The sequence below is a fragment of the Nocardioides sp. B-3 genome, assembly GCF_024703895.1.
Lineage (GTDB): Bacteria > Actinomycetota > Actinomycetes > Propionibacteriales > Nocardioidaceae > Nocardioides.
In genome coordinates, this window is record NZ_CP087968.1 from 1,107,409 (window position 1) to 1,125,792 (window position 18,384).

The window sequence follows — 18,384 nt, forward strand, 5'->3', positions numbered from 1 at the left end:
CTGCGGCGACGCCGGCACCGACAACGAGGGCGTGGAGGTCGAGGCGTCGGAGGACGCCAGCTTCGAGGCCGGCACCCGCATGGCCGAGCTCGCTGAGGCGGGCACGATCAACGTCGGCGTGAAGTACGACCAGCCGGGCCTCGGCTTCAACGAGACCGGCTCGGACATGCCGACCGGCTTCGACGTCGACATCGCCAAGATCCCGGTCGCCTCCCCGGGCATCGACCCCGAGGACACGTCCAAGGTGAAGTACGTCGAGACGATCTCCGACAACCGCGAGCCCTTCCTCGTGGACGGCAAGGTCGATCTCGTCCTCGCGTCCTACTCGATCACCGACGAGCGTCGTGCGGTCGTCGGTCAGGCGGGCCCCTACATGATCACCGGCCAGCAGCTGCTGGTCCCCGAGGACTCCGAGGCCGCCGGCCCCGAGGACCTGCAGGGCAAGGAAGTCTGCTCCGTCACCGGCTCGACGTCGCTCGACAACGCCAAGGCGCAGGGCATGAAGCCGGTCGGCTTCGACACCTACAGCCAGTGCGTCGACAAGGTGCTCGACGGCACGGTCGAGGCGATGACGACCGACGGCACGATCCTCGCCGGCTACGCCGCGCAGAACGAGGGCACCCTGAAGGTCGTCGGCGAGCCCTTCTCCGAGGAGCGCATCGGGGTCGGCTACTCGCAGGACTACCCGGAGATGTGCCAGTGGATCAACGACACGCTGGAAGCCGCCAACGAGGCCGGCACTCGGGCGGAGGCCTTCGAGGCCAACCTCGGCGCCTCCGGTGTCGAGACGCCGGAGTTCCCCGAGCTCGACGCCTGCGAGTCCTGAGCACCTAGCTCGAGCCGAGTCCGGGCCCGCTGCACGGCGGGCCCGGACTCCGGTCCGGAGCACGATCCCGTCCCCACGAGAGGAGCGGCGTGGAAGCCTTCATCAACGAGTTCCCCGAGGTCCTGCAGGCCTTCGGCTACACCGTCCTGCTCTTCTTGTTCTCAGGGGTGCTGTCGCTCATCGGCGGGACGTTCCCCGTCGCCATGCGGGTCGGCCCGATCGCGGTCCTCAACAAGGCCGCCGCCACCTACGTCACGCTGGTGCGCAACACCCCGTTGCTGATGGTCTTCTTCTTCTTCCAGTTCGCCGCCCCCAAGATCGGCATCAACTTCAACTGGGTCGACGTCCACATCGGTGACTTCGACTTCACCTCGTTCTTCTCCACGGCCGTCGTCGCCCTGACGCTCTACACGTCCACCTTCGTCTGCGAGGCCATCCGGTCGGGCGTCAACGCCGTCCCCTTGGGCCGGAGCCGAAGCCGCCCGGGCGATCGGACTCCCGTTCAGCGGGGTGATGCGTGAGATCGTCCTCCCCCGGGCGATCCGCGCCTCGGTGCCGCCCGTGGCCAGCACCCTGATCGCGCTGCTCAAGAACACGTCGGTCGCCGCCGTGTTCGGAGTCCCGGAGGCGGCCGCCCAGATGAAGATCATGAGCAACAACCACGCGGACGAGCGCTGGGGCATCTTCTTCGGCATCGCGCTGATGTACGTCGTCCCGGTCGAGCTGGTCTCGCTCGTCGCCATCTCGCTCGAGCGTCGCTGGAGGATCGCCTGATGGCCGCCGGAGTTCTCTTCGATGCACCGGGACCCAAGACGGTTGCCCGACACCGGATCTACACGATCATCTCCCCGGTCGTGATCATCGCTGCGATCGCCTACGCCCTGAAGCGGCTGGCCGACGCCGGTCAGTTCGAGTACGCCCTGTGGGAGCCGTTCGTCACCCCGCAGTACCTCAACGCGCTCCCCGGAGGCATGGCGAGACACCATCATCATGGCCGTGCTGTCGGTGCTCGGCGCCGTCGTGTTCGGAATGGTCTTCGGCGTCAGCAAGCTCTCCGAGCACCGGCCGGTGCGTTGGGCGTCATGGCTGGTCGTCGAGTTCTTCCGCGCCGTGCCGGTCATCATGCTGATGATCTTCTGCTTCTACGCCGTCTTCGGCGACATGCCCATCGCCCGTGGCGCGTTCTGGTCCGTGGTGCTCGCCCTCACCCTCTACAACGGCGCCGTGCTGGCCGAGGTGTTCCGGGCCGGCGTGAACGCCGTACCTCGCGGGCAGGCAGAGGCGGCGTACGCCATCGGCATGCGCAAGACGCAGGTGATGAACGTCGTGCTGCTTCCCCGGGCCGTGAAGATCATGATCCCGGCGATCATCAGCCAGTGCGTGGTGGCGCTCAAGGACACCAGCCTGATCCTGATCGTCTTCGGGATCGGCCTGACCAAGATCGCCAAGCAGCTGCCGCTGTCCTTCAACAACATCGTGCCGACGACCATCGTGGTGGCCGGCTGCTACATCATCACCAACTTGGCGCTGACATTGCTGGCCAACTACGTGCAGCGCAAGTTCGTCGGCGAGAAGAAGGTGCTCCAGGTGTCGATGGTCGCCGACGTCGCCGCCGACCGCGGTGGAGTGGTCTGAGCCCTACTTCGCAGGCTTGTCGCTCACGTACAGCTTGATCACGCCCTCGATCACCACGGTCCCGTCCTCGCGCTCGCCGCGGACACGGACGTGGAGCTCGGGCTCGTCGCTGGTCCACTGCTCGGGGTCGGTCTCGGCGATGCAGGTGATGTCGCTGGTGGCCTTGGCGGTGTAGGCGACGTCCATGCCCCAGGGGGATCCAGCGTCGGTGGCTCGGGATCGTCACCTCCGCCAGCGCGCCCATGGCGGCCTCGAGCCCGTTGCACAGCGCGATCGCGTGCACGGTGCCCGGGTGGTTGTGCACGCCGCGCCGCTTGGGAATGACGAGCTCGACGTGGTCGGGCTCGACCACCGTGAAGCGCGGGCGGATCGTGGCGAAGTAGGGCGCCTTCTGCGAGAACGCGATCGAGAAGGCGCGCTTGCCGACGACGGGGACGGCGGAAGCGGAGCTCCACAACTTCTGTACCTGACTCATGTACCCATGTTACCAGTGGGTAACTGGCAGGATCTGCGCATGGCGACGAAGAAGCGGATGACCGGGGCCGAGCGGCGCGAGCAGCTGATCGGCGTTGCGCGCGCAACGTTCGCCGAGCGCGGGTTCGAGGGGACCGCCATCGAAGAGGTCGCGGCCCCGCGCGGAAGTCTCCAAGCCGGTCGTCTACGAGCACTTCGGCGGCAAGGAGGGCCTCTATGCCGTGGTGGTCGATCGCGAGGTGCAGACCCTGCTCACGTCGATGCGACGCGCGCTCGCCGTGCCCGCAGACTCCTCACGAACGGTGCTGGAGCAGGCTGCCCCGGCGCTGCTCGAGTACGTCGACGAGCACCCTGACGGCTTCCGGATCCCGGTCCGGGACAGCCCGACGAACTCCCCCACCATGAAGACGATCATGGGCGACATCGCCTCGCGCGTCGAAGGGCTGATCAGCGAGGGCTTCAAGCGCTCCGGTCTGGATCCGAAGAACTCCCCGATGTACTCACAGATGCTGGTCGGCATGATCGCCCACCTCGGCCTGTGGTGGCTCGACACCCGCAAGCCGGCCCGCGAGGTCGTCGCCGGCCACGTGGTCAACATGGCTCGGAACGGTCTGAGCGGGCTCACCGGGTCCCCGCGCCGATCAGCAAGATGCCCGAGGCCTGACCGCTCCATCTCTCGACGTCAAGATTCTCGACGCGTCTGGCACACTGATCGACATGCGCGACGAAGTGGACAGCCCTGGTCGAGGCCCGGGCACGCGAGCGCAGCGACTCGGACCTCGGTCCGGTCGAGGTGTTCAGCCGGATCAGCCGCCCGGCCCGCCACCTCGACCTCGCGCGGCGCGATGCCTTCACGGCCCACGAGATCGAGTCGTGGGAGTTCGATGTGCTCGCGGCGCTGCGGCGCGCGGGTTCGCCGTACGAGCTGTCGCCCGGACGCCTGCTGCGAGAGACGCTCGTGACCAGCGGCACCATGACCAACCGCGTCGACCGGCTCGCCGCCCGCAACCTTGTCGAGCGACTGCCGGACCCGCGCGACCGTCGTGGGGTGCTGGTGCGGCTCACGCCCGAGGGCAAGGCCGCCGTCGACGGGGCCTTCGGGGCGCTGCTCGCGGCCGAGGCGGAGCTGATCGCAGCACTGCCGAGCGACGCCCGGGGCACGCTCGCATCGCTGCTGCGCACGCTGCTCGCGCCGTTCAGCCCACCCGAGGACTGAGCTGCTACTGCAGGAGGTCGGACGCCTCGAGCCACTCGTGCTCGAGACTCTCCTTCTCGGCCTGCACCACGCTGAGCTGCTTGCCGAGCTCGGCCAGCCGGTCGAAGTCGGTCAGGGACGCGGCCATCTCGTCGTTGAGCGCCTTCTCCTGCTTGTCGATGCGCGCGATCTGCTTCTCGATGCGGGACACCGCCTTGCGGGCATCCCGCTCCTCCGCGGAGCCCGGCTTGACCTTCGCCGATCCCGACGCGCCCCCACCGGCGGAGGGGTTGGAGCCTCCGGTCAGGGTGCGCGACGCCACCGAGTCGAGGCCCGCAGCCCGGCGCTCGAGGTATTCGTCGACCCCGCGCGGCAGCATCGAGATCTGGCCGTCGCCGAGCAGCGCCCAGACGGAATCGGTGACGCGCTCGAGGAAGTAGCGGTCGTGGGGAGACCACGATCAGCGTGCCCGGCCAGCCGTCGAGGAAGTCCTCGAGGACGTTGAGGGTGTCGATGTCGAGGTCGTTGGTGGGCTCGTCGAGCAGCAGCACGTTGGGTTCGTTGAGCAGCAGCTTGAGCAGCTGGAAGCGGCGGCGCTCGCCACCGGAGAGGTCACCGAGCCGCGCGGTGAGCTTGTCGCCGGTGAAACCGAAGCGCTCGAGCATCGACGTCGCGGTGATGTCGGAGCCCGTGGCGGTGCGAGTGACGCGGGCGATCGCCTCGATCGTCGGGAGGACGCGGCCGTTGGGGTCGACCTCGTCGATGGCCCGGGTGAGGTGCTCCATCGCGATGGTGCGGCCGTGCTTGACCCGCCCGGCGGTGGGCTGGAGGCTGCCCGCGATCAGCGACAGCACCGACGTCTTGCCGGCACCGTTGACGCCGACGATGCCGACGCGGTCTCCCGGGCCCGGGCGCCGGGTTGCGTCGCTCAGCAGCTGTCGCTCACCGCGGGACATGTCGACGTGCTCGAGGTCGATCACGTCCTTGCCGAGGCGCTGGGTGGCGAACTTCTGCAGCTCGAGGCGGTCGCGCGGGCGGCGGCACGTCCTCGATCAGCTGGTTGGCTGCCTCGATGCGGAACTTCGGCTTCGCCGCACGCGCGGGGGCACCGCGACGCAGCCAAGCGAGCTCCTTCTTCACGAGCTGTTGGCGGCGCTGCTCCGAGGCACCGGCCCGGCGCTGGCGCTCGGCCTTGGCGAGCACGAACGACGCGTAGCCGCCCTCGTAGGAGTCGACGACGCCGTCGTGGACCTCCCACGTCGTCTGGCAGACCTCGTCGAGGAACCAGCGGTCGTGGGTGACGACGACCAGCGCCGAGGAGCGCTGGACGAGGTGCCCGGCGAGCCGGGCGACCGCTTCGACGTCGAGGTGGTTGGTGGGCTCGTCGAGGATGATCAGCTCGTGCTCACCGAGCAGCAGTGCGGCCAGCGAGCAGCGGCGGCGCTCGCCACCGGAGAGGCCGAGCACCGGCCGGTCGAGGGAGACACCGGCCAGCAGCTCGGTGACGACGCCACGCATGGTCGAGTCGGCCAGCCACTCGTGGTCGGCGCGGCCGCCGAGCACGGCCTCACGCACGGTGTGGGTGTCGACGAGCTCGTCACCCCCGGTGGAGAAAGCCGATCTCCACGCCGCGGTTCATCGAGACACGACCGGAGTCGGGCTCCTCGAGACCGGTCATCACCTCGAGCAGGGTCGTCTTGCCGTCGCCGTTGCGTCCGACGATGCCGATGCGCTCGCCGACGTTGATGCCGAGCGAGACCTCGCTCAGCAACGGCCGGACGCCGTACGCCTTCGAGACTTTTCGAGGTTGATCAGGTTGGCCATCAGGGGCGCTCCGGGAGATGTGCGCCGGCGACAGGGCCGTTCGCGATGAGTACGACGTCGTGCCCCGCACCCTGCAGGCCCGCCACGACGGCGTGGGCGCCGTCGAGCGAGTCGCACAGGAAGATGCAGGTCGGGCCCGAGCCGGAGACCGGGCCGCGCAGGGCGCCTTCGCTCTCGCCACGGTCGATCAGGGTGCCGAGCTCGGGGCGCAGGTCAAGGGCAGGCGCCTGCAGGTCGTTGTGCAGGGCGCGCGCCGGGCGCAGCGCCTCGCCGCTGGCCGGGGCCGACAGCAGATCGGCCGGTTCGGCGGGCTCGGCCAGTGCGTGGGGGAAGAGCTTGTCGAAGTGCGCGTAGACCTCGGGCGTCGACAGACCGGTCGTCGACAGGGACGGCCACCCACCACCGGGAGCCACGGTCGTCGAGCGGTTGCACGACCTCGCCACGGCCACGGCCCCGCGCCGTACCCCCGACGAGGGAGAAGGGGACGTCGCTGCCGAGCTCGGCCGCGATCTCGAGCAGCGCGGCGTCGGGCAGGTCGGCGTGGTGCAGCCGGTCGTAGGCCAGCAGGGTCGCGGCGGCGTCGGCCGAGCCACCGGCCATGCCGCCCGCCACGGGGATCGACTTCAGGACCTCGACGCTCTCCGTGCCGGCACCACCGCTGCGGGCCCGGATCAGCTCGAGCGCGCGGAAGACGATGTTGCTCTGGCCCATCGGGATGTCGGAGGCGTCGATGTAGTCGGCACACTCCAGCGCGAGCGAGGGAGTGCCCGCGGAGGCGAGCGTGACGTCGTCGTACAAGCTGATCGCCCGGTAGACGGTGTCGAGCGGGTGGAAGCCGTCGTCGCGGAGGGCGCCGACGCCGAGGTGCAGGTTGATCTTCGCGGCCGCGCGGACGGAGACGGAGCGCGGCAGTTCGACCACGCTCACCACGGCATGCCCTCGGCGATCCGCGCGAAGTCCGCAACGGTCAGCACCTCGCCACGCGCCATCGGGTCGATGCCGGCCTGCTCGAGCGCGTGCTCGGCGGCCTCGCTCGAACCGGCGAGGGGGCGCAGGGCCGCCCGGATCTGCTTGCGGCGAGTGGCGAAGGCTGCGTCGATGACGGTGAAGACCTGCTCGCGGGTGGCCGTGGTGTCCGGCGGGTCGCAACGGGTCCGGGCCACGAGGCCCGAGTCGACGTTGGGCATCGGCCAGAAGATGTTGCGCCCGATCGAGCCCGGCGCGACGCACGTCCGCGAACCACGCGGCCTTCACGGACGGCACGCCGTAGATCTTGGAGCCCGGCCCGGCGGCCAGTCGGTCGGCGACCTCGGCCTGCACCATCACCAGACCGCGCTCGAGCGACGGGAGCAGTGTGAGCATGTGGATCAGCACCGGCACCGAGACGTTGTAGGGCAGGTTGGCGACGAGCGCGGTCGGCGGCGGACCGGGGATCTGCTCGATCCGCATGGCGTCGCCGAGCACGACCTCGAAGGCGTCGACGTGGTCAGGGGCGCGGTCCGCGATCGTGGCCGGCAGCCGGTCGGCCAGCAGCGGGTCGATCTCGACGGCCACCACACGCTTGGCGACCTCGAGCAGCCCGAGGGTCAGCGAGCCGAGGCCGGGGCCGACCTCGACCACCACGTCGTCGGGACCGATGCCGGAGTCGCGGACGATGCGCCGGACCGTGTTGGCGTCGATGACGAAGTTCTGGCCACGCTGCTTGGTGGGGCGCAGGTCGAGCTCGGCGGCCAGCGACACACTTCCGCCGGCCCGAGGAGTCTCGGGCCGGCGGAAGGGGATGTCATACGCAGAGCCTAGATGTCGACCGCGCGATCAGCGCGATCAGCGCGATCAGCGAGGCAGGCCCAGCGCGGCGGAGCAGTGCGGCCGGGCGCCGTACCCGCCCGAGGCGTCGCGGAGGCGGGTCGCGACCGCGATCTGGGTCTCTCGCGAGGCCCGGGCTCGGCAGGCCGGTGCCGCCGTAGGCCTGCCAGTGCCGAGGTTGAACTGGAGGCCGCCGTAGTAGCCGTTGCCCGTGTTGATGGCCCAGTTGCCGCCCGACTCGCACTGCGCGAGGGCGTCCCAGACGGTGCTGCCACCGGCGAAGTTCTCGGCGGGGTCTTCCTTGGTGCCGACCTTGACGATGGCGTCGACGGGCTTGCGCTCGACGTCGGCGGTGACGACCTTGGTACGGACGATCCTGCCGTTGCGGACGGTCAGCCGGTAGGTCACGTCGCGCACGCCGTCGACACCGGCGCGAATGGTCTCGTCGTCGCCCTCGTAGGCCGAGGCGTCGGGGCGCTCGACGACGGTGAAGTCGATCTTCTCGTTCTTGACCCGCTTCGTGACGATGCGGATGTCGGTGAGCACGATCTTGTCGCCGTCGGAGATCTCGGTGTCGAGAGCGGGCTTGACGATGTCGTGCTCGGACACCTTCACACCGAGCTCGTCGAAGACGTCGGCGACGGTGAGCGCCTTGACCTTGGTCTTCTCGATCCCCTGCTTGCCGACCTTGACGGTGATCGTCTTGGGCGTGGTGACCTCGAGGCGGATGCCGCTGCGCGAGATCAGGGCGTCGCGGGAGGCGGACAGCTCGGCGCTCGAGAAGCCGCGACCGATCTCGCCCGGGGCGCTCGCCACGTCGGTGGAGTTCACCCAGTAGGTGCGCTCCTCACCATCGACACTCAGCTCGAGCGGGCGACCGAACTGGACCGAGATGCGGCTGCCATCGGCAACCGACTCGTCGAGGCCGGGGGCCACGAGGTCCTTGTCGGTGAGCTCGATGCCCTCCGAGGCGAGCACCTCCCCGACCGTGTCGCCCATGGCCGAGACGGTCTGCGCCTGTCCGTCGAGGGACAGGGTGACCGACTTGCTGAGGGCTGCGTAGCCGATCGTGGAGCCGCCGACGGCGACGACGATGACGGCCACGAGGGTCGCGAGGACAGCCTTGGACTTGCTGAGGGTGACGATGCGTGAGCGCACGTTTCTCCGGACTTCGAGCTATCCGGGCCTCGGGGCGTCAGCGCGTCCGCGTGCAGCCGTGACCACCTGGTGCGGTGGGGCGAGATGCGAGCGGGGGACTCGCGGAGAGGGCTCAAACCCCCTCCGGGCGCTGGCGAATCGTTCCCGATCCCGGCCAACAATCACAAGACGATAACGGTCACCTCTCATGACGCCAATTCGATCAGGTGAATTTCGGGCGTTTGTGGCCAGCGTCTCGGTGGTGGTGACGGCGGTCACCACGGCCCTCCGAAGGCGATCTCGGTGTTGTCGTCGATGGCCGCACAGAGGGTTTCGAGGTCGTCGCCACGGACCTCCGCCATCGCCCGGACGGTGTGCGGGACGAGGTAGGACGCGTTGGGCCGGCCCCGGAACGGACTCGGCGTGAGGTACGGCGCATCGGTCTCGACCAGGATCCGGTCGATCGGCGCCGCGGCCAGCGCGACCCGCAGGTGAGCGGCGTTCTTGAACGTGACGGTGCCGGCGAAGCTCAGGTGCGCACCCCGGTCCGGGCAGGCACGCGCGAAGTCGACGTCGCCGGAGAAGCAGTGCATGACCCAGCGCTCGGGCGCGCCCTCCTCCTCGAGGACCCGGAGCACCTCGGCGTGCGCGTCCCGGTCGTGGATGACCAGCGTCTTGTCGAGCCGCTTGGCCGGGTCGATGTGCCGACGGAAGCTCTCCACCTGCACCGCACGCCCGTCGTCGCCCGTCCGGAAGTGGTCGAGCCCGGTCTCCCCCACGGCTCGCACCTTGTCGTGCGCGCCGGCGAGTGCCTCGATCTCGGCCATGGCGGCGTCGAGGTCCTCGACACGGGGGCCTCGTTGGGGTGCAGCGCGACCCCGGCGATCAGCTCGGGGTGCTCGGCGGCGGCAGCGACGGCCCAGCGGGCGCCCTGGCAGGTCGCAGCCGATCTGAACGATGCGGGTGACGTTGACCGACGCGGCCGGGTCGATGGCTCCGCAGGGTGTCGAGCCACTCGCCGTCCGCGATGTCGAGGTGGCAGTGGTTGTCGACGACGGGCAGCGGCAGCGGCTCGGGAGCAGTCGGTCGCTCGCGGTCGCGCTTCGCTCCGGACTTCTCCTCGGTGGCGGCGCGGGCGCGCGTTGGCTCACTTGTGGACAAGGTCGTACACCTCCCGTTTCCGGGACGCCGGCCCGGCGAGCCACGTCGGCGATCGCCTCCTTGCGGGTCGCGCCCGCGGCCTCCTCCTCGGCGACGGCGGCGCGCAACGACTCGGCGTCGGTGTCGACCTCGGCCAGCGCAGGCGCGCCCTCGACGACGATGGTCACCTCTCCGCGAACCCCTTCCGCGGCCCATGCGACGAGCTCGGCGAGCGGCCCTCGACGTACCTCCTCGTGGGTCTTGGTCAGCTCGCGGCACACGGCCCCGGCGCGCTCGCCACCGAAGGCGTCGGCCATCGCGGCGAGCGCCGCCTCGGTGCGGTGCGGCGCCTCGAAGAAGACCATCGTCCTCTCCTCGCGTGCGAGGCCGGTCAGCCGACGACTCCGCTCCCCGGCCTTGCGCGGCAGGAAGCCCTCGAAGCAGAAGCGATCGACGGGCAATCCGCTCACGGCCAGAGCAGTGAGTACGGCGCTGGGGCCGGGCACGGCAGTGACGTGGACGTCGTTCTCGACCGCCGCGACGACGAGCCGATAACCGGGGTCCGAGACGCTGGGCATGCCGGCGTCCGTCACCAGCACGACGCGCTCGCCGGCGAGCAGGGCGGCCAGCAGCACGGGCGTGCGGGCCGACTCGTTGCCCTCGAAGTAGGACACGACGCGACCGGTCAGCGTGATGCCGAGGTCGCTGGTCAGCCGCTTGAGCCGGCGGGTGTCCTCGGCCGCGACCACGTCGGCACCGCTGAGCTCCGCGGCCAGACGCGGCGGCGCGTCGCCGGCCCGGCCGATGGGCGTGGCGGCGAGCACGAGCACCCCGGCGGAGGACGAGGCGGACGACATGTGCCCGATCATGTCAGGCACTCACTAGAGTCTCGTTCGTGACCGCTCCTGCCACCGTCAGCCTGTCGCGCACTGCGGCAGGGAGCGAGGTCCCCACCGCCGAGGAGCGTGCCAAGCCGCGCTGGCGCACGGAGGACCCGCTCATCGGGTGGGTGGGCGCCCTCGCGGTCACCGGCCCGGCGTTCTTCATGCGCTGGTGGAAGCTCGGCACGCCGCACCAGTTCAGCTTCGACGAGACGTACTACGCCAAGGACGCGTGGTCGATGCTCAACAACGGCTTCGTGCGCGAATATGTCGAGGACGCGGACAAGACGATCCTCAACGGCAGCACGCTCGACCTGTGGAAAGAAACCCCCTCGATGGTGGTGCACCCCGAGGTCGGCAAGTGGATCATCGCGCTGGGCGAGAAGGCCTTCGGCATGGACCCCTTCGGCTGGCGCATCGCGGCCGCCGTGGTCGGCTCGCTGATGGTGCTGGTGATGTGCCGCTTCGTCCGCCGCGTGACCGGATCGACCGCGCTCGGACTCCTCGGCGGGCTCCTGCTCGCGATGGACGGACTGCAGCTCGTGCTGTCCCGGCTGGCGCTGCTCGACATCTTCCTCGCCTTCTTCATCCTGCTCGGGGTCCACTGCGTCGTGGCGGACCGACAATGGTTCCGCGCGCGGGCTGGCGAAGGGCGCCACCCGAGCCCTGTTCCGGCCCCGGTTGATCGCCGCCGGCGTCGCCTTCGGCCCGGCGGTCGGCACCAAGTGGACGGCGATGTTCCCCGCTCGCCGCCTTCGGCCTGCTGCTGACGGCGTGGAACTACGGCGCACGCCGCGCGTTCCGCACACCCGCGAGCCCTGCTCAGGGCACTCTTCGTCGACGGCCCGATCGCCTTCGCCAGCCCGGTGCTGGTCGCCCTCGTGGTCTACGTGACCAGCTGGACCGGCTGGCTGATCCACGCGAACGACTACGAGAAGTCGACGCTGAGCAACTCGCAGTACGTCACCTACGACGGCGGGAAGGCTCGGGCCACCGCGAGCCGGGACGACGCCGAGGGCATCGGCGAGGTCACCCAGTCCCTGCACTCGCTGTGGGACTACCACCGCGCCGTCTACAACTTCCACGCGCACTTCCTCAACGACGCCACCCACGTCTACGCGTCCAAGCCGGCCGGCTGGCTGCTGATGGCGCGCCCCCTCGGCGTCGACGTGCAGCTCGACATCAAGCCGGACACCCGGGGCTGCGACGCGCCGGCGGGCTCCACGTGCCTGCGCCAGATCCTGCTGCTCGGCAACCCGCTGATCTGGTGGGCCGGCGCGCTGGCACTCGGCTTCGCGGTGATCCGCTGGCTCGGCGGCCGGGACTGGCGCTTCGGGGTCGCCGTCGTCGGCGTCGGCTCCACCCGGCTGCCCCGGATGATGTACGACGACCGGCCGATCTTCCTCTTCTACGCCATCGCCTCCCTGCCCTTCGTGGTGCTCGCCCTGACACTGGCCCCGGGCAGCATCGTCGGCACGTCCAACGTGCCCACCCCGCGCCGTACCGCCGGAGTGGTGATCGCCGGTTCGTACGTCGTGCTGGCGGTGATCGCCTTTGCGTGGTTCTGGCCCGTGTGGACCGACCAGCTGCTCACACACGACGAGTGGCTGCGGCGGATCTGGTTCACCCGCTGGATCTGATGAGCTCTCGGTGGAGCGCTCATCGCCAGCCCGCCCTCACCTGAACTTCCACTCGCTCGGGTGGAAGTTCATCGGCCATCACGCTCAGGAGCGACGGAAGCCACCTGAACTTCGACTCGCTCGGGTGGAAGTTCATCCCGGGTGACCACAAAATGCCGAACGGCCCGTCTCATGACGGGCCGTTGGTGCTTGTGGAGGTGAGGGGACTCGAACCCCCGGCCTTCTCGATGCGAACGAGACGCGCTACCAGCTGCGCCACACCCCCAAGCGATTGGAAAAGATACCAGCCGCCAAACGGGGTCGCCCAATCGCGCCTGCCCGGACGTCCGGCGGGACGTCCGACAGTCCGGTGGCCCGGGCAGCCGCTTCGTCGGACGTCCCGGACAACGTCCGACGAACTGGCGGGCGAGCGAGCGTCAGGAGCCGGACGCGCGGCGTTCGTCGGCTGCGGCGCGAGCGGTGCGCTGTGACTCCTCGGCCTCGCGGGCGAGGGCGGAGTCGTCGTCGTTGCGGCCCGAGGACCAGACACCGGTGGAGTCGAGGTCGATCGTCTGGACCGTACGGCGAACAGCGGGCGCCTTCGAGACGTAGGTCGGCAAGGTGGTCGGCACCATGTCCCACGCGCCCTCGGCACGGTCCGGAGCCGCCCGGGCGGTCTCGGGGAGCTCGGCGGGCACGTCCTCGACGAGGGGCGAGTCGACGGTCTCGGGGAGCTCGAAGATGATCTCGAGAGGGCTGGCGACGGGCGCCGGGCTCGAACCAACAGAAGCCTGCGCCGGGCGGGCGGCGGCGCGCTCGCCCTTGACCATGACCCGGCAGGCGACCAGCCGGGCGACGAGCAGCCCGGCGGGCACGGCCACGGACGGCCACACGAGCACGTGCGCGACGGCCAGCCCGATGACGACGGTGTTGACGAGCAGGATCAGCCCGAGCACGTTGCGCCGGCGCCTCGGTGGCCTTCGCGGCGGCGGCCCGGCGTGCGGCGTACGACGGCTGCGTCGGCGCGGCGCTGGACGCCTTGGTCTCGACGGTCGGCGCTGAGGTCTGACGGCCGGGCGTGACGACGAGGCGGGCGTCGCGACGGCTGATGGGCTCGCGACGGGCGAGCACCCGCATGGTCGCCGAGAAGCGCTCGACCGAGCGGCTGCGGACGGCCTCGTCATGGTGCTCGAGCGCCTTCGGGATGAGGTAGACGGCCCCGGGCCACCGCCGGGGCAACGAAGATCAGAGCGCTCGGGTCCACATGTCTGAGGTTAGGTTCCCTAGCGCAGCGTGGGGCGCAAGTCCATAGGTGTGTCGCAAGGGAACTCGTGTGACTCGAGTGAAATGTCAGCGCAGGACGCGCGCAGCATCCCCTCGGGACAGTCCTCGACGGTCACCGCGAAGATCCGGTGGTCTCGCCACTCGCCGTTGATGTGCAGGAACCGTGGCGCATAGCCGACCTCGTGCATGCCGAGCTTCTCCACGACGCGCAGGGAGTTGGAGTTCTCCGGGCGGATGCTGATCTCGACACGGTGCAGACCGGCGGCGGTGAAGCAGTGGTCGATCACCATCGCCACGGCGATCGGCATCACGCCGCGACCGGCCACCGCGCGGTCGAGCCAGTAGCCGATCGAGGCGAACTGGGCCGACCCGCGCACGATGTTGTTCACGGTCACCTGACCGGCGAACCGGCCACCGACCTCGACCGCGAAGGGCATCGCTCGGCCCTGCCGGGCGAGCCGGCGCAACCGACGGATGACCCGGGCATAGCTGCCCCGCGGGATCGGAGTCGCCGGGCGGCAGCGTCGCCTCCCACTCAGTGAGCCAGTCATGATTGCGGGTGCGGACGTCGCGCCGGGCCTGCGCGTCGGCAGCCTCGAGCGGTCGCAGCGCCACCGCGCCGTCGGCGAGGAACGCGGGCCAGCCGCGCACCGGCGGTCGGGGGATCTTCACCGGCATCAATGGTCGCTGCCCACGATCTGCTCCACCGCATGGCGCAGGACGGGTGCGAGCACGGAGAGTCCGTCCTTCACACCACCGCGCGAGCCGGGCAGGTTGACCACGAGGCACGAGCCGATGACGCCGGCCACGCCGCGCGAGAGCATCGCGGTCGGGATGTCGTTGCCCACGCCGTAGGCGCGGATCGCGTCGGCGATGCCCGGCACCTCGCGGTCGAGCAGCGGTCGGGTGACCTCGGGCGTGCGGTCGGTCGGGGTCAGCCCGGTGCCGCCGGTGGTGAGGACGACGCGGGCGCCGTCCGTCACTGCTGCGGAGATCGCCCGGCCGACGGGTTCGCCGTCGAGACACACGACGGGCGCGCCCGCCTCGAAGCCCCCGGTCGACGAGCCACGCCACGATCAGCGGACCCGTCTCGTCGGCGTAGACGCCCGCCGCGGCCCGGTTGGACGCGACGACGACGACAGCCTTCACGGCCGCTTCCAGTCGCCCGACCTGCCGCCGGACTTCGTCTCGACCCGCACGTCGGTGATCACCGCGGCCTTGTCGACCGCCTTGACCATGTCGATGACAGTGAGGCCGGCGACCGCGACCGCGGTGAGCGCCTCCATCTCGACGCCGGTCCGGTCGGTGGTGGCAACGGTCGCGACGATGTCGACGGACTCGTCGGTCACGGTGAGGTCGACGGTGACCGACGACAGCGCGAGGGGGTGGCAGAGCGGGATCAGCGACGGCGTCTGCTTGGCGCCCATGATCCCCGCCAGCCGGGCCACCGCGAGCGTGTCGCCCTTGGGCACGCCCGCGCCTCTCAGCAGCCCGATGACGGCCGCCGACACGAGGACGCGGCCCGACGCGCTCGCCGTACGCGCCGTGACGGCCTTGCCGGAGACGTCGACCATCCGGGCCGCGCCGGCGTCGTCGATGTGCGAGAAGGATGTCATCAGGTCGTGTCTCCCAATTCTCGGCCGTCGCGAGCGTCGTCCGGGGCGTGTGGTGGCAAGGCGGAGGAGGGAGACATGGCGGAGCCATGGCGACTGACGACAACGCGGCCCAACGCGCGTGCCGGGCGGCGCGCAGCAGGCCATGGGATTGGGAGACACGGCCTAAAACGCCTCGTCCAGCCGGAGCACCTGCACCATGTCGCCGGCCTGCAGAGCAGCGGTGTCGGGGGGTACGACGATGAGTGCATCACTCGCCGCGAGGTCGCCGAGCAGGTGCGACCCGTGGCCGCCGACCGGGGACACGAACGCGCCACCGCCGTCGCGGTCCCATGACGCGCGCACCATCTGCTGCTTGCCCGCCGGCGAGGAGATGCCGTGCGTCAGGCGAGCGCGGGTGAGCGGTCGCGAGTAGGGCAGCTTGCCCATCATCCGGCGGATCGCCGGCAGCACGAACGTCTCGAAGGAGATGTAGGCCGAGACCGGGTTGCCCGGCAGCGTGAAGATCGGGGTGTTGTCGTCGCCGACGGTGCCGAAGCCCTGCGGCTTGCCCGGCTGCATCGCAACGCCGCCGAACCAGACCGAGCCGAGCGACGAGAGCGCCTCCTTGACCACGTCGAAGTCGCCCTCGCTGACGCCGCCGCTGGTGACGACGAGGTCGGCACGCACGAGCTGGTCGCTGAGCGCGTCGGTGAAGGTCCGCGGGTCGTCGGGCACGATGCCGACGCGGTAGGCGATGGCGCCGGCGGCCCGGGCGGAGGCGGCGAGGAGGTAGGAGTTGCCGTCGTAGATCGAGTCGCGGCTCAGCGTCGTGCCGGGCTCGCGCAGCTCGGAGCCGGTGGAGATCACCACGACGCGTGGCCGCGGCCGGCAGCGCACGGTGGCGCGCCCGACGGCCGCGAGCAGGCCGAGGTGGCGCGGACCGAGGACGGTGCCGTGCTCGAGCAGGAGGTCGCCCTCGGCGACGTCCTCGCCGGCGAAGCGGATGTGCTGGTGCTTGCCGGGCGCCCCGGTGATGCGGACTCGGGCGACACCACGATCGGTCCACTCGTAGGGCACGATCGCGTCGCATCCGGCCGGCACCGGGGCGCCGGTCATGATCTTGGCGGCGGTGCCGGGCGAGAGGGCCATCAGGCCGGCCTGGCCTGCCCCGATCTCCCCCACCACCGGCAGCTGCACGGGCGTGTCGTCGGAGGCGGTCGCGACATCGGCGTAGGTCACGGCATAGCCGTCCATGCCGGAGTTGTCGAAGCCCGGCAGGGAGATCGTCGCCGAGACGTCCTCCGCGAGCGCGAGCCCGAGCGCCTCCATCAGGGGCTGCGGGAAGTCGGGCAGCGGCGAGACCGAGGCCGGGATCCGCTCGACCGGGTCGGGGACCGGCAGCAGCTCAGCCATTGGCGTCCAGCACGGCCGATGCGTCGATGCGCTGGGCGCTCGGCGCCTTGATCTTCACGTCGCCGACGACCTTCACACCATGGCCGAACGTCACGTCGCCGTCCACGACCAGCGAGGTGGCCTCGCGCAGCGACGGCGCCCCCTCGGGGAAGCGCTTGTCGAAGTCGCCGACGAGCTTGTAGAAGTCGCCGTCGAGATCGATGAACGGCACGCCCTCGGCCGCCCGGGTCGAGGACGAAGTCGCCGCCGAGGTCGTAGATGTCGGAGCGCAGCACCAACAGGTCGTTGGTCGTCTTGACCGGCACGAACCGGTCGCGCCCGACCTCGATGGTGCGGGCGCCCTCGAAGATCTCGATCGCGGAGCCCATCGCCGTCTCGATCTGGATCACCTCGGGCGTCGTCTTGTCCGCCGGGTCGAGGTGCTTGACGTTGCGGATCATCGGCAGACCGAGGATGCCCTGCCGGGCGTCGAGCGCCTCGGTCATCGCGTCGAGGTCGAACCACAGGTTGTTGGTCGAGGTGAACTTGTGGCGGTCGAGGTCGGCCAGCGACTCCCGGTCGGACTCGAGCGTCTGGGCCGTCTCGCGCAGCACGATGCGGCCGTCGGCCTTGCGAGTGGCGAAGTGTCCGCCCTTGCGGTCGGAGGCGGTGCGGCGTACGGCCTCGATCGCGAACGGCGCGCCGCTCTGCGCGAACCAGCCCGCCACACGGGGGTCCGGCACCGCACCGAGGTTGTCGGAGTTGGAGACGAAGACGTGCTTGAAGCCGGCGTCGCGCAGCTGGCCGAGCACGCCGGTGCCGCGCAGCGCGGTGTAGAGGTCGCCGTGGCCGGGCGGACACCACTCGAGGTCGGGGTTCTTCGGGTAGGACGCCGGGACGAGGTCCTTGGCGAGCAGCTTGGGCACCTTGTTCTGCAGGAACTCCAGCGGCAGGCCGTCGACCGCGAGGCCGTCAGTAGCGCGAGCGCGGCCATCGTGTCGGCCGAGGTGCGGAAGGAGTTCATGAAGATCAGCGGCAGCGGGGCGTCGTACTTCGTGCGCAGGTGCAGCACTCGGCGGGCGATGATGTCGAGAAAGCTCAACCCGCGACGCACGCACAGCAGCGACTTGGCGCGGTCCATGCCCATCGACGTGCCGAGGCCACCGTTGAGCTTGATCACCGCGGTCCTGCGGATCGCCTCCGCCGCGACGTCGTCGCTCACCTCGACGTCGGCCAGCGACTCCATGTCGAGCGGCGCGATGCTCGACTCGGGGATCATCCCGGTCTCGCCGTGCTCCAGCAGGCGGTAGTAGTGCGCGAAGGTGTCGATGGCGACGGGATCGACACCTTCGTCCTGCATCTTGGCGCGCGCCGTCTCGAGCCCTTTGCTACCCATGCTCCGATCGTAGGCTGATTGCGTGCCAACACCAGCCCAGCCCCCTGTCGCGGTCACGAAGGCCGCCCTGCGCGACCAGCTCCCGGCCGCTCGGCGAGAGCGGCCGCTGGCCGATTCCGTCGTGATCGCCGAGTCGATCGCCGCCCACGTCCTCGCCCCGGGATGCCGTACGCCGATGCG

The 18,384-nt window shown here is 70.3% G+C and carries 20 protein-coding genes, 1 tRNA gene and 7 pseudogenes; 8 read left to right on the plus strand and 20 right to left on the minus strand.

Features of this window, described 5'->3' with window-relative positions:
• Positions 1–166 precede the first annotated feature (166 nt).
• The 4 genes and pseudogenes from LP418_RS07435 to LP418_RS07450 form a co-directional block, all read left to right on the plus strand.
• Positions 167–826, plus strand: a pseudogene (locus tag LP418_RS07435) (transporter substrate-binding domain-containing protein); the annotation flags it as partial.
• Between the two features lie 89 nt (positions 827–915).
• A complete protein-coding gene (locus tag LP418_RS07440; RefSeq protein ID WP_257955842.1) occupies positions 916–1,347 on the plus strand; it encodes an ABC transporter permease subunit in 432 nt (143 codons plus the stop codon).
• Positions 1,340–1,600, plus strand: a complete 261-nt coding sequence (locus LP418_RS07445) for a hypothetical protein (RefSeq protein ID WP_257955843.1) — start codon at positions 1,340–1,342, stop codon at positions 1,598–1,600. Before LP418_RS07440 ends, LP418_RS07445 begins: the two co-directional genes overlap by 8 nt.
• A 213-nt stretch (positions 1,601–1,813) precedes the next feature.
• Entirely contained in the window at positions 1,814–2,461 is a 648-nt protein-coding gene (locus LP418_RS07450) for an amino acid ABC transporter permease (protein WP_257956934.1), read from the plus strand.
• Positions 2,462–2,464: 3 nt separating this feature from the next.
• Here LP418_RS07450 and LP418_RS07455 read toward each other — a convergent pair whose 3' ends face one another.
• Positions 2,465–2,647: a DUF4442 domain-containing protein gene (locus LP418_RS07455; RefSeq protein ID WP_257955844.1), complete on the minus strand. Its 183-nt coding sequence runs from the start codon at positions 2,645–2,647 to the stop codon at positions 2,465–2,467.
• A gap of 61 nt (positions 2,648–2,708) precedes the next feature.
• A pseudogene (locus LP418_RS07460) lies at positions 2,709–2,936 on the minus strand (DUF4442 domain-containing protein); the annotation flags it as partial.
• A gap of 57 nt (positions 2,937–2,993) precedes the next feature.
• Between LP418_RS07460 and LP418_RS07465 the strand changes: the two are divergent.
• A pseudogene (locus LP418_RS07465) lies at positions 2,994–3,594 on the plus strand (TetR/AcrR family transcriptional regulator); the annotation flags it as partial.
• A 134-nt stretch (positions 3,595–3,728) separates the two neighbouring features.
• Entirely contained in the window at positions 3,729–4,151 is a 423-nt protein-coding gene (locus tag LP418_RS07470; RefSeq protein ID WP_336275926.1) for a MarR family winged helix-turn-helix transcriptional regulator, read from the plus strand.
• A gap of 4 nt (positions 4,152–4,155) precedes the next feature.
• On the opposite strand, the gene LP418_RS32780 is transcribed toward LP418_RS07470, so the two are convergent.
• The 11 genes and pseudogenes from LP418_RS32780 to rsmI all read right to left on the minus strand — a co-directional run bounded on the left by LP418_RS32780 (position 4,156) and on the right by rsmI (position 10,894).
• Entirely contained in the window at positions 4,156–4,509 is a 354-nt protein-coding gene (locus LP418_RS32780; protein WP_442940140.1) for an ABC transporter C-terminal domain-containing protein, read from the minus strand.
• 205 nt (positions 4,510–4,714) lie between these two features.
• Positions 4,715–5,086 (minus strand): annotated as a pseudogene (locus LP418_RS32785) (ATP-binding cassette domain-containing protein); the annotation flags it as partial.
• Entirely contained in the window at positions 5,073–5,705 is a 633-nt protein-coding gene (locus tag LP418_RS32790; protein ID WP_442940141.1) for an ATP-binding cassette domain-containing protein, read from the minus strand. The pseudogene LP418_RS32785 and the gene LP418_RS32790, both read right to left, overlap by 14 nt.
• Positions 5,706–5,727: 22 nt before the next feature.
• Entirely contained in the window at positions 5,728–6,024 is a 297-nt protein-coding gene (locus LP418_RS32795) for an ATP-binding cassette domain-containing protein (protein WP_442940142.1), read from the minus strand.
• On the minus strand, positions 5,954–6,274 hold the full coding sequence (locus tag LP418_RS07480) for a hypothetical protein (RefSeq protein ID WP_336276029.1): 321 nt from the start codon (positions 6,272–6,274) through the stop codon (positions 5,954–5,956). The genes LP418_RS32795 and LP418_RS07480 overlap by 71 nt, the downstream gene beginning before the upstream one ends.
• Positions 6,168–6,665 (minus strand): GHMP family kinase ATP-binding protein, encoded by a 498-nt coding sequence (locus LP418_RS30435; protein WP_336276030.1) that lies wholly within the window; start codon positions 6,663–6,665, stop codon positions 6,168–6,170. The genes LP418_RS07480 and LP418_RS30435 overlap by 107 nt, the downstream gene beginning before the upstream one ends.
• Positions 6,666–6,877: 212 nt before the next feature.
• Positions 6,878–7,741: pseudogene (gene rsmA / locus LP418_RS07485) on the minus strand (16S rRNA (adenine(1518)-N(6)/adenine(1519)-N(6))-dimethyltransferase RsmA).
• A 46-nt stretch (positions 7,742–7,787) separates the two neighbouring features.
• Positions 7,788–8,918, minus strand: a complete 1,131-nt coding sequence (locus LP418_RS07495; protein WP_272496320.1) for a resuscitation-promoting factor — start codon at positions 8,916–8,918, stop codon at positions 7,788–7,790.
• Between the two features lie 254 nt (positions 8,919–9,172).
• Positions 9,173–9,724: a TatD family hydrolase gene (locus LP418_RS30440; protein ID WP_336275927.1), complete on the minus strand. Its 552-nt coding sequence runs from the start codon at positions 9,722–9,724 to the stop codon at positions 9,173–9,175.
• Positions 9,725–9,782: 58 nt separating this feature from the next.
• The gene (locus LP418_RS30445; RefSeq protein WP_336275928.1) at positions 9,783–10,058 is read right to left on the minus strand and encodes a hypothetical protein; all 276 of its coding nucleotides are present in this window, start codon (positions 10,056–10,058) and stop codon (positions 9,783–9,785) included.
• Positions 10,045–10,894: pseudogene (rsmI, locus tag LP418_RS07505) on the minus strand (16S rRNA (cytidine(1402)-2'-O)-methyltransferase). Before rsmI ends, LP418_RS30445 begins: the two are co-directional and overlap by 14 nt.
• A 38-nt stretch (positions 10,895–10,932) precedes the next feature.
• Here rsmI and LP418_RS07510 point away from each other — a divergent pair.
• Together LP418_RS07510 and LP418_RS07515 are read left to right on the plus strand one after the other, a co-directional pair.
• The gene (locus LP418_RS07510) at positions 10,933–11,688 is read left to right on the plus strand and encodes a phospholipid carrier-dependent glycosyltransferase (protein WP_257955846.1); all 756 of its coding nucleotides are present in this window, start codon (positions 10,933–10,935) and stop codon (positions 11,686–11,688) included.
• Positions 11,689–11,784: 96 nt separating this feature from the next.
• Positions 11,785–12,558, plus strand: a complete 774-nt coding sequence (locus tag LP418_RS07515) for a hypothetical protein (RefSeq protein WP_257955847.1) — start codon at positions 11,785–11,787, stop codon at positions 12,556–12,558.
• Positions 12,559–12,750: 192 nt separating this feature from the next.
• On the opposite strand, the gene LP418_RS07520 is transcribed toward LP418_RS07515, so the two are convergent.
• The 7 genes and pseudogenes from LP418_RS07520 to LP418_RS07550 all read right to left on the minus strand — a co-directional run bounded on the left by LP418_RS07520 (position 12,751) and on the right by LP418_RS07550 (position 18,204).
• A tRNA-Ala gene (locus LP418_RS07520) sits at positions 12,751–12,823 on the minus strand.
• A gap of 151 nt (positions 12,824–12,974) precedes the next feature.
• Complete coding sequence (locus LP418_RS07525; RefSeq protein ID WP_257955848.1) at positions 12,975–13,493, minus strand: hypothetical protein; 519 nt, start codon at positions 13,491–13,493, stop codon at positions 12,975–12,977.
• 327 nt (positions 13,494–13,820) lie between these two features.
• Positions 13,821–14,372, minus strand: coding sequence for a GNAT family N-acetyltransferase (locus LP418_RS07530; protein WP_257955849.1), 552 nt, complete (start codon positions 14,370–14,372; stop codon positions 13,821–13,823).
• A gap of 126 nt (positions 14,373–14,498) precedes the next feature.
• The gene (locus LP418_RS07535) at positions 14,499–14,849 is read right to left on the minus strand and encodes a MogA/MoaB family molybdenum cofactor biosynthesis protein (RefSeq protein ID WP_257955850.1); all 351 of its coding nucleotides are present in this window, start codon (positions 14,847–14,849) and stop codon (positions 14,499–14,501) included.
• A gap of 117 nt (positions 14,850–14,966) precedes the next feature.
• On the minus strand, positions 14,967–15,437 hold the full coding sequence (gene moaC / locus LP418_RS07540; protein ID WP_257955851.1) for a cyclic pyranopterin monophosphate synthase MoaC: 471 nt from the start codon (positions 15,435–15,437) through the stop codon (positions 14,967–14,969).
• A gap of 162 nt (positions 15,438–15,599) precedes the next feature.
• Positions 15,600–16,829: a molybdotransferase-like divisome protein Glp gene (glp, locus tag LP418_RS07545; protein WP_257955852.1), complete on the minus strand. Its 1,230-nt coding sequence runs from the start codon at positions 16,827–16,829 to the stop codon at positions 15,600–15,602.
• Positions 16,822–18,204 (minus strand): annotated as a pseudogene (locus LP418_RS07550) (UTP--glucose-1-phosphate uridylyltransferase). Before LP418_RS07550 ends, glp begins: the two are co-directional and overlap by 8 nt.
• Positions 18,205–18,384 lie beyond the last annotated feature (180 nt).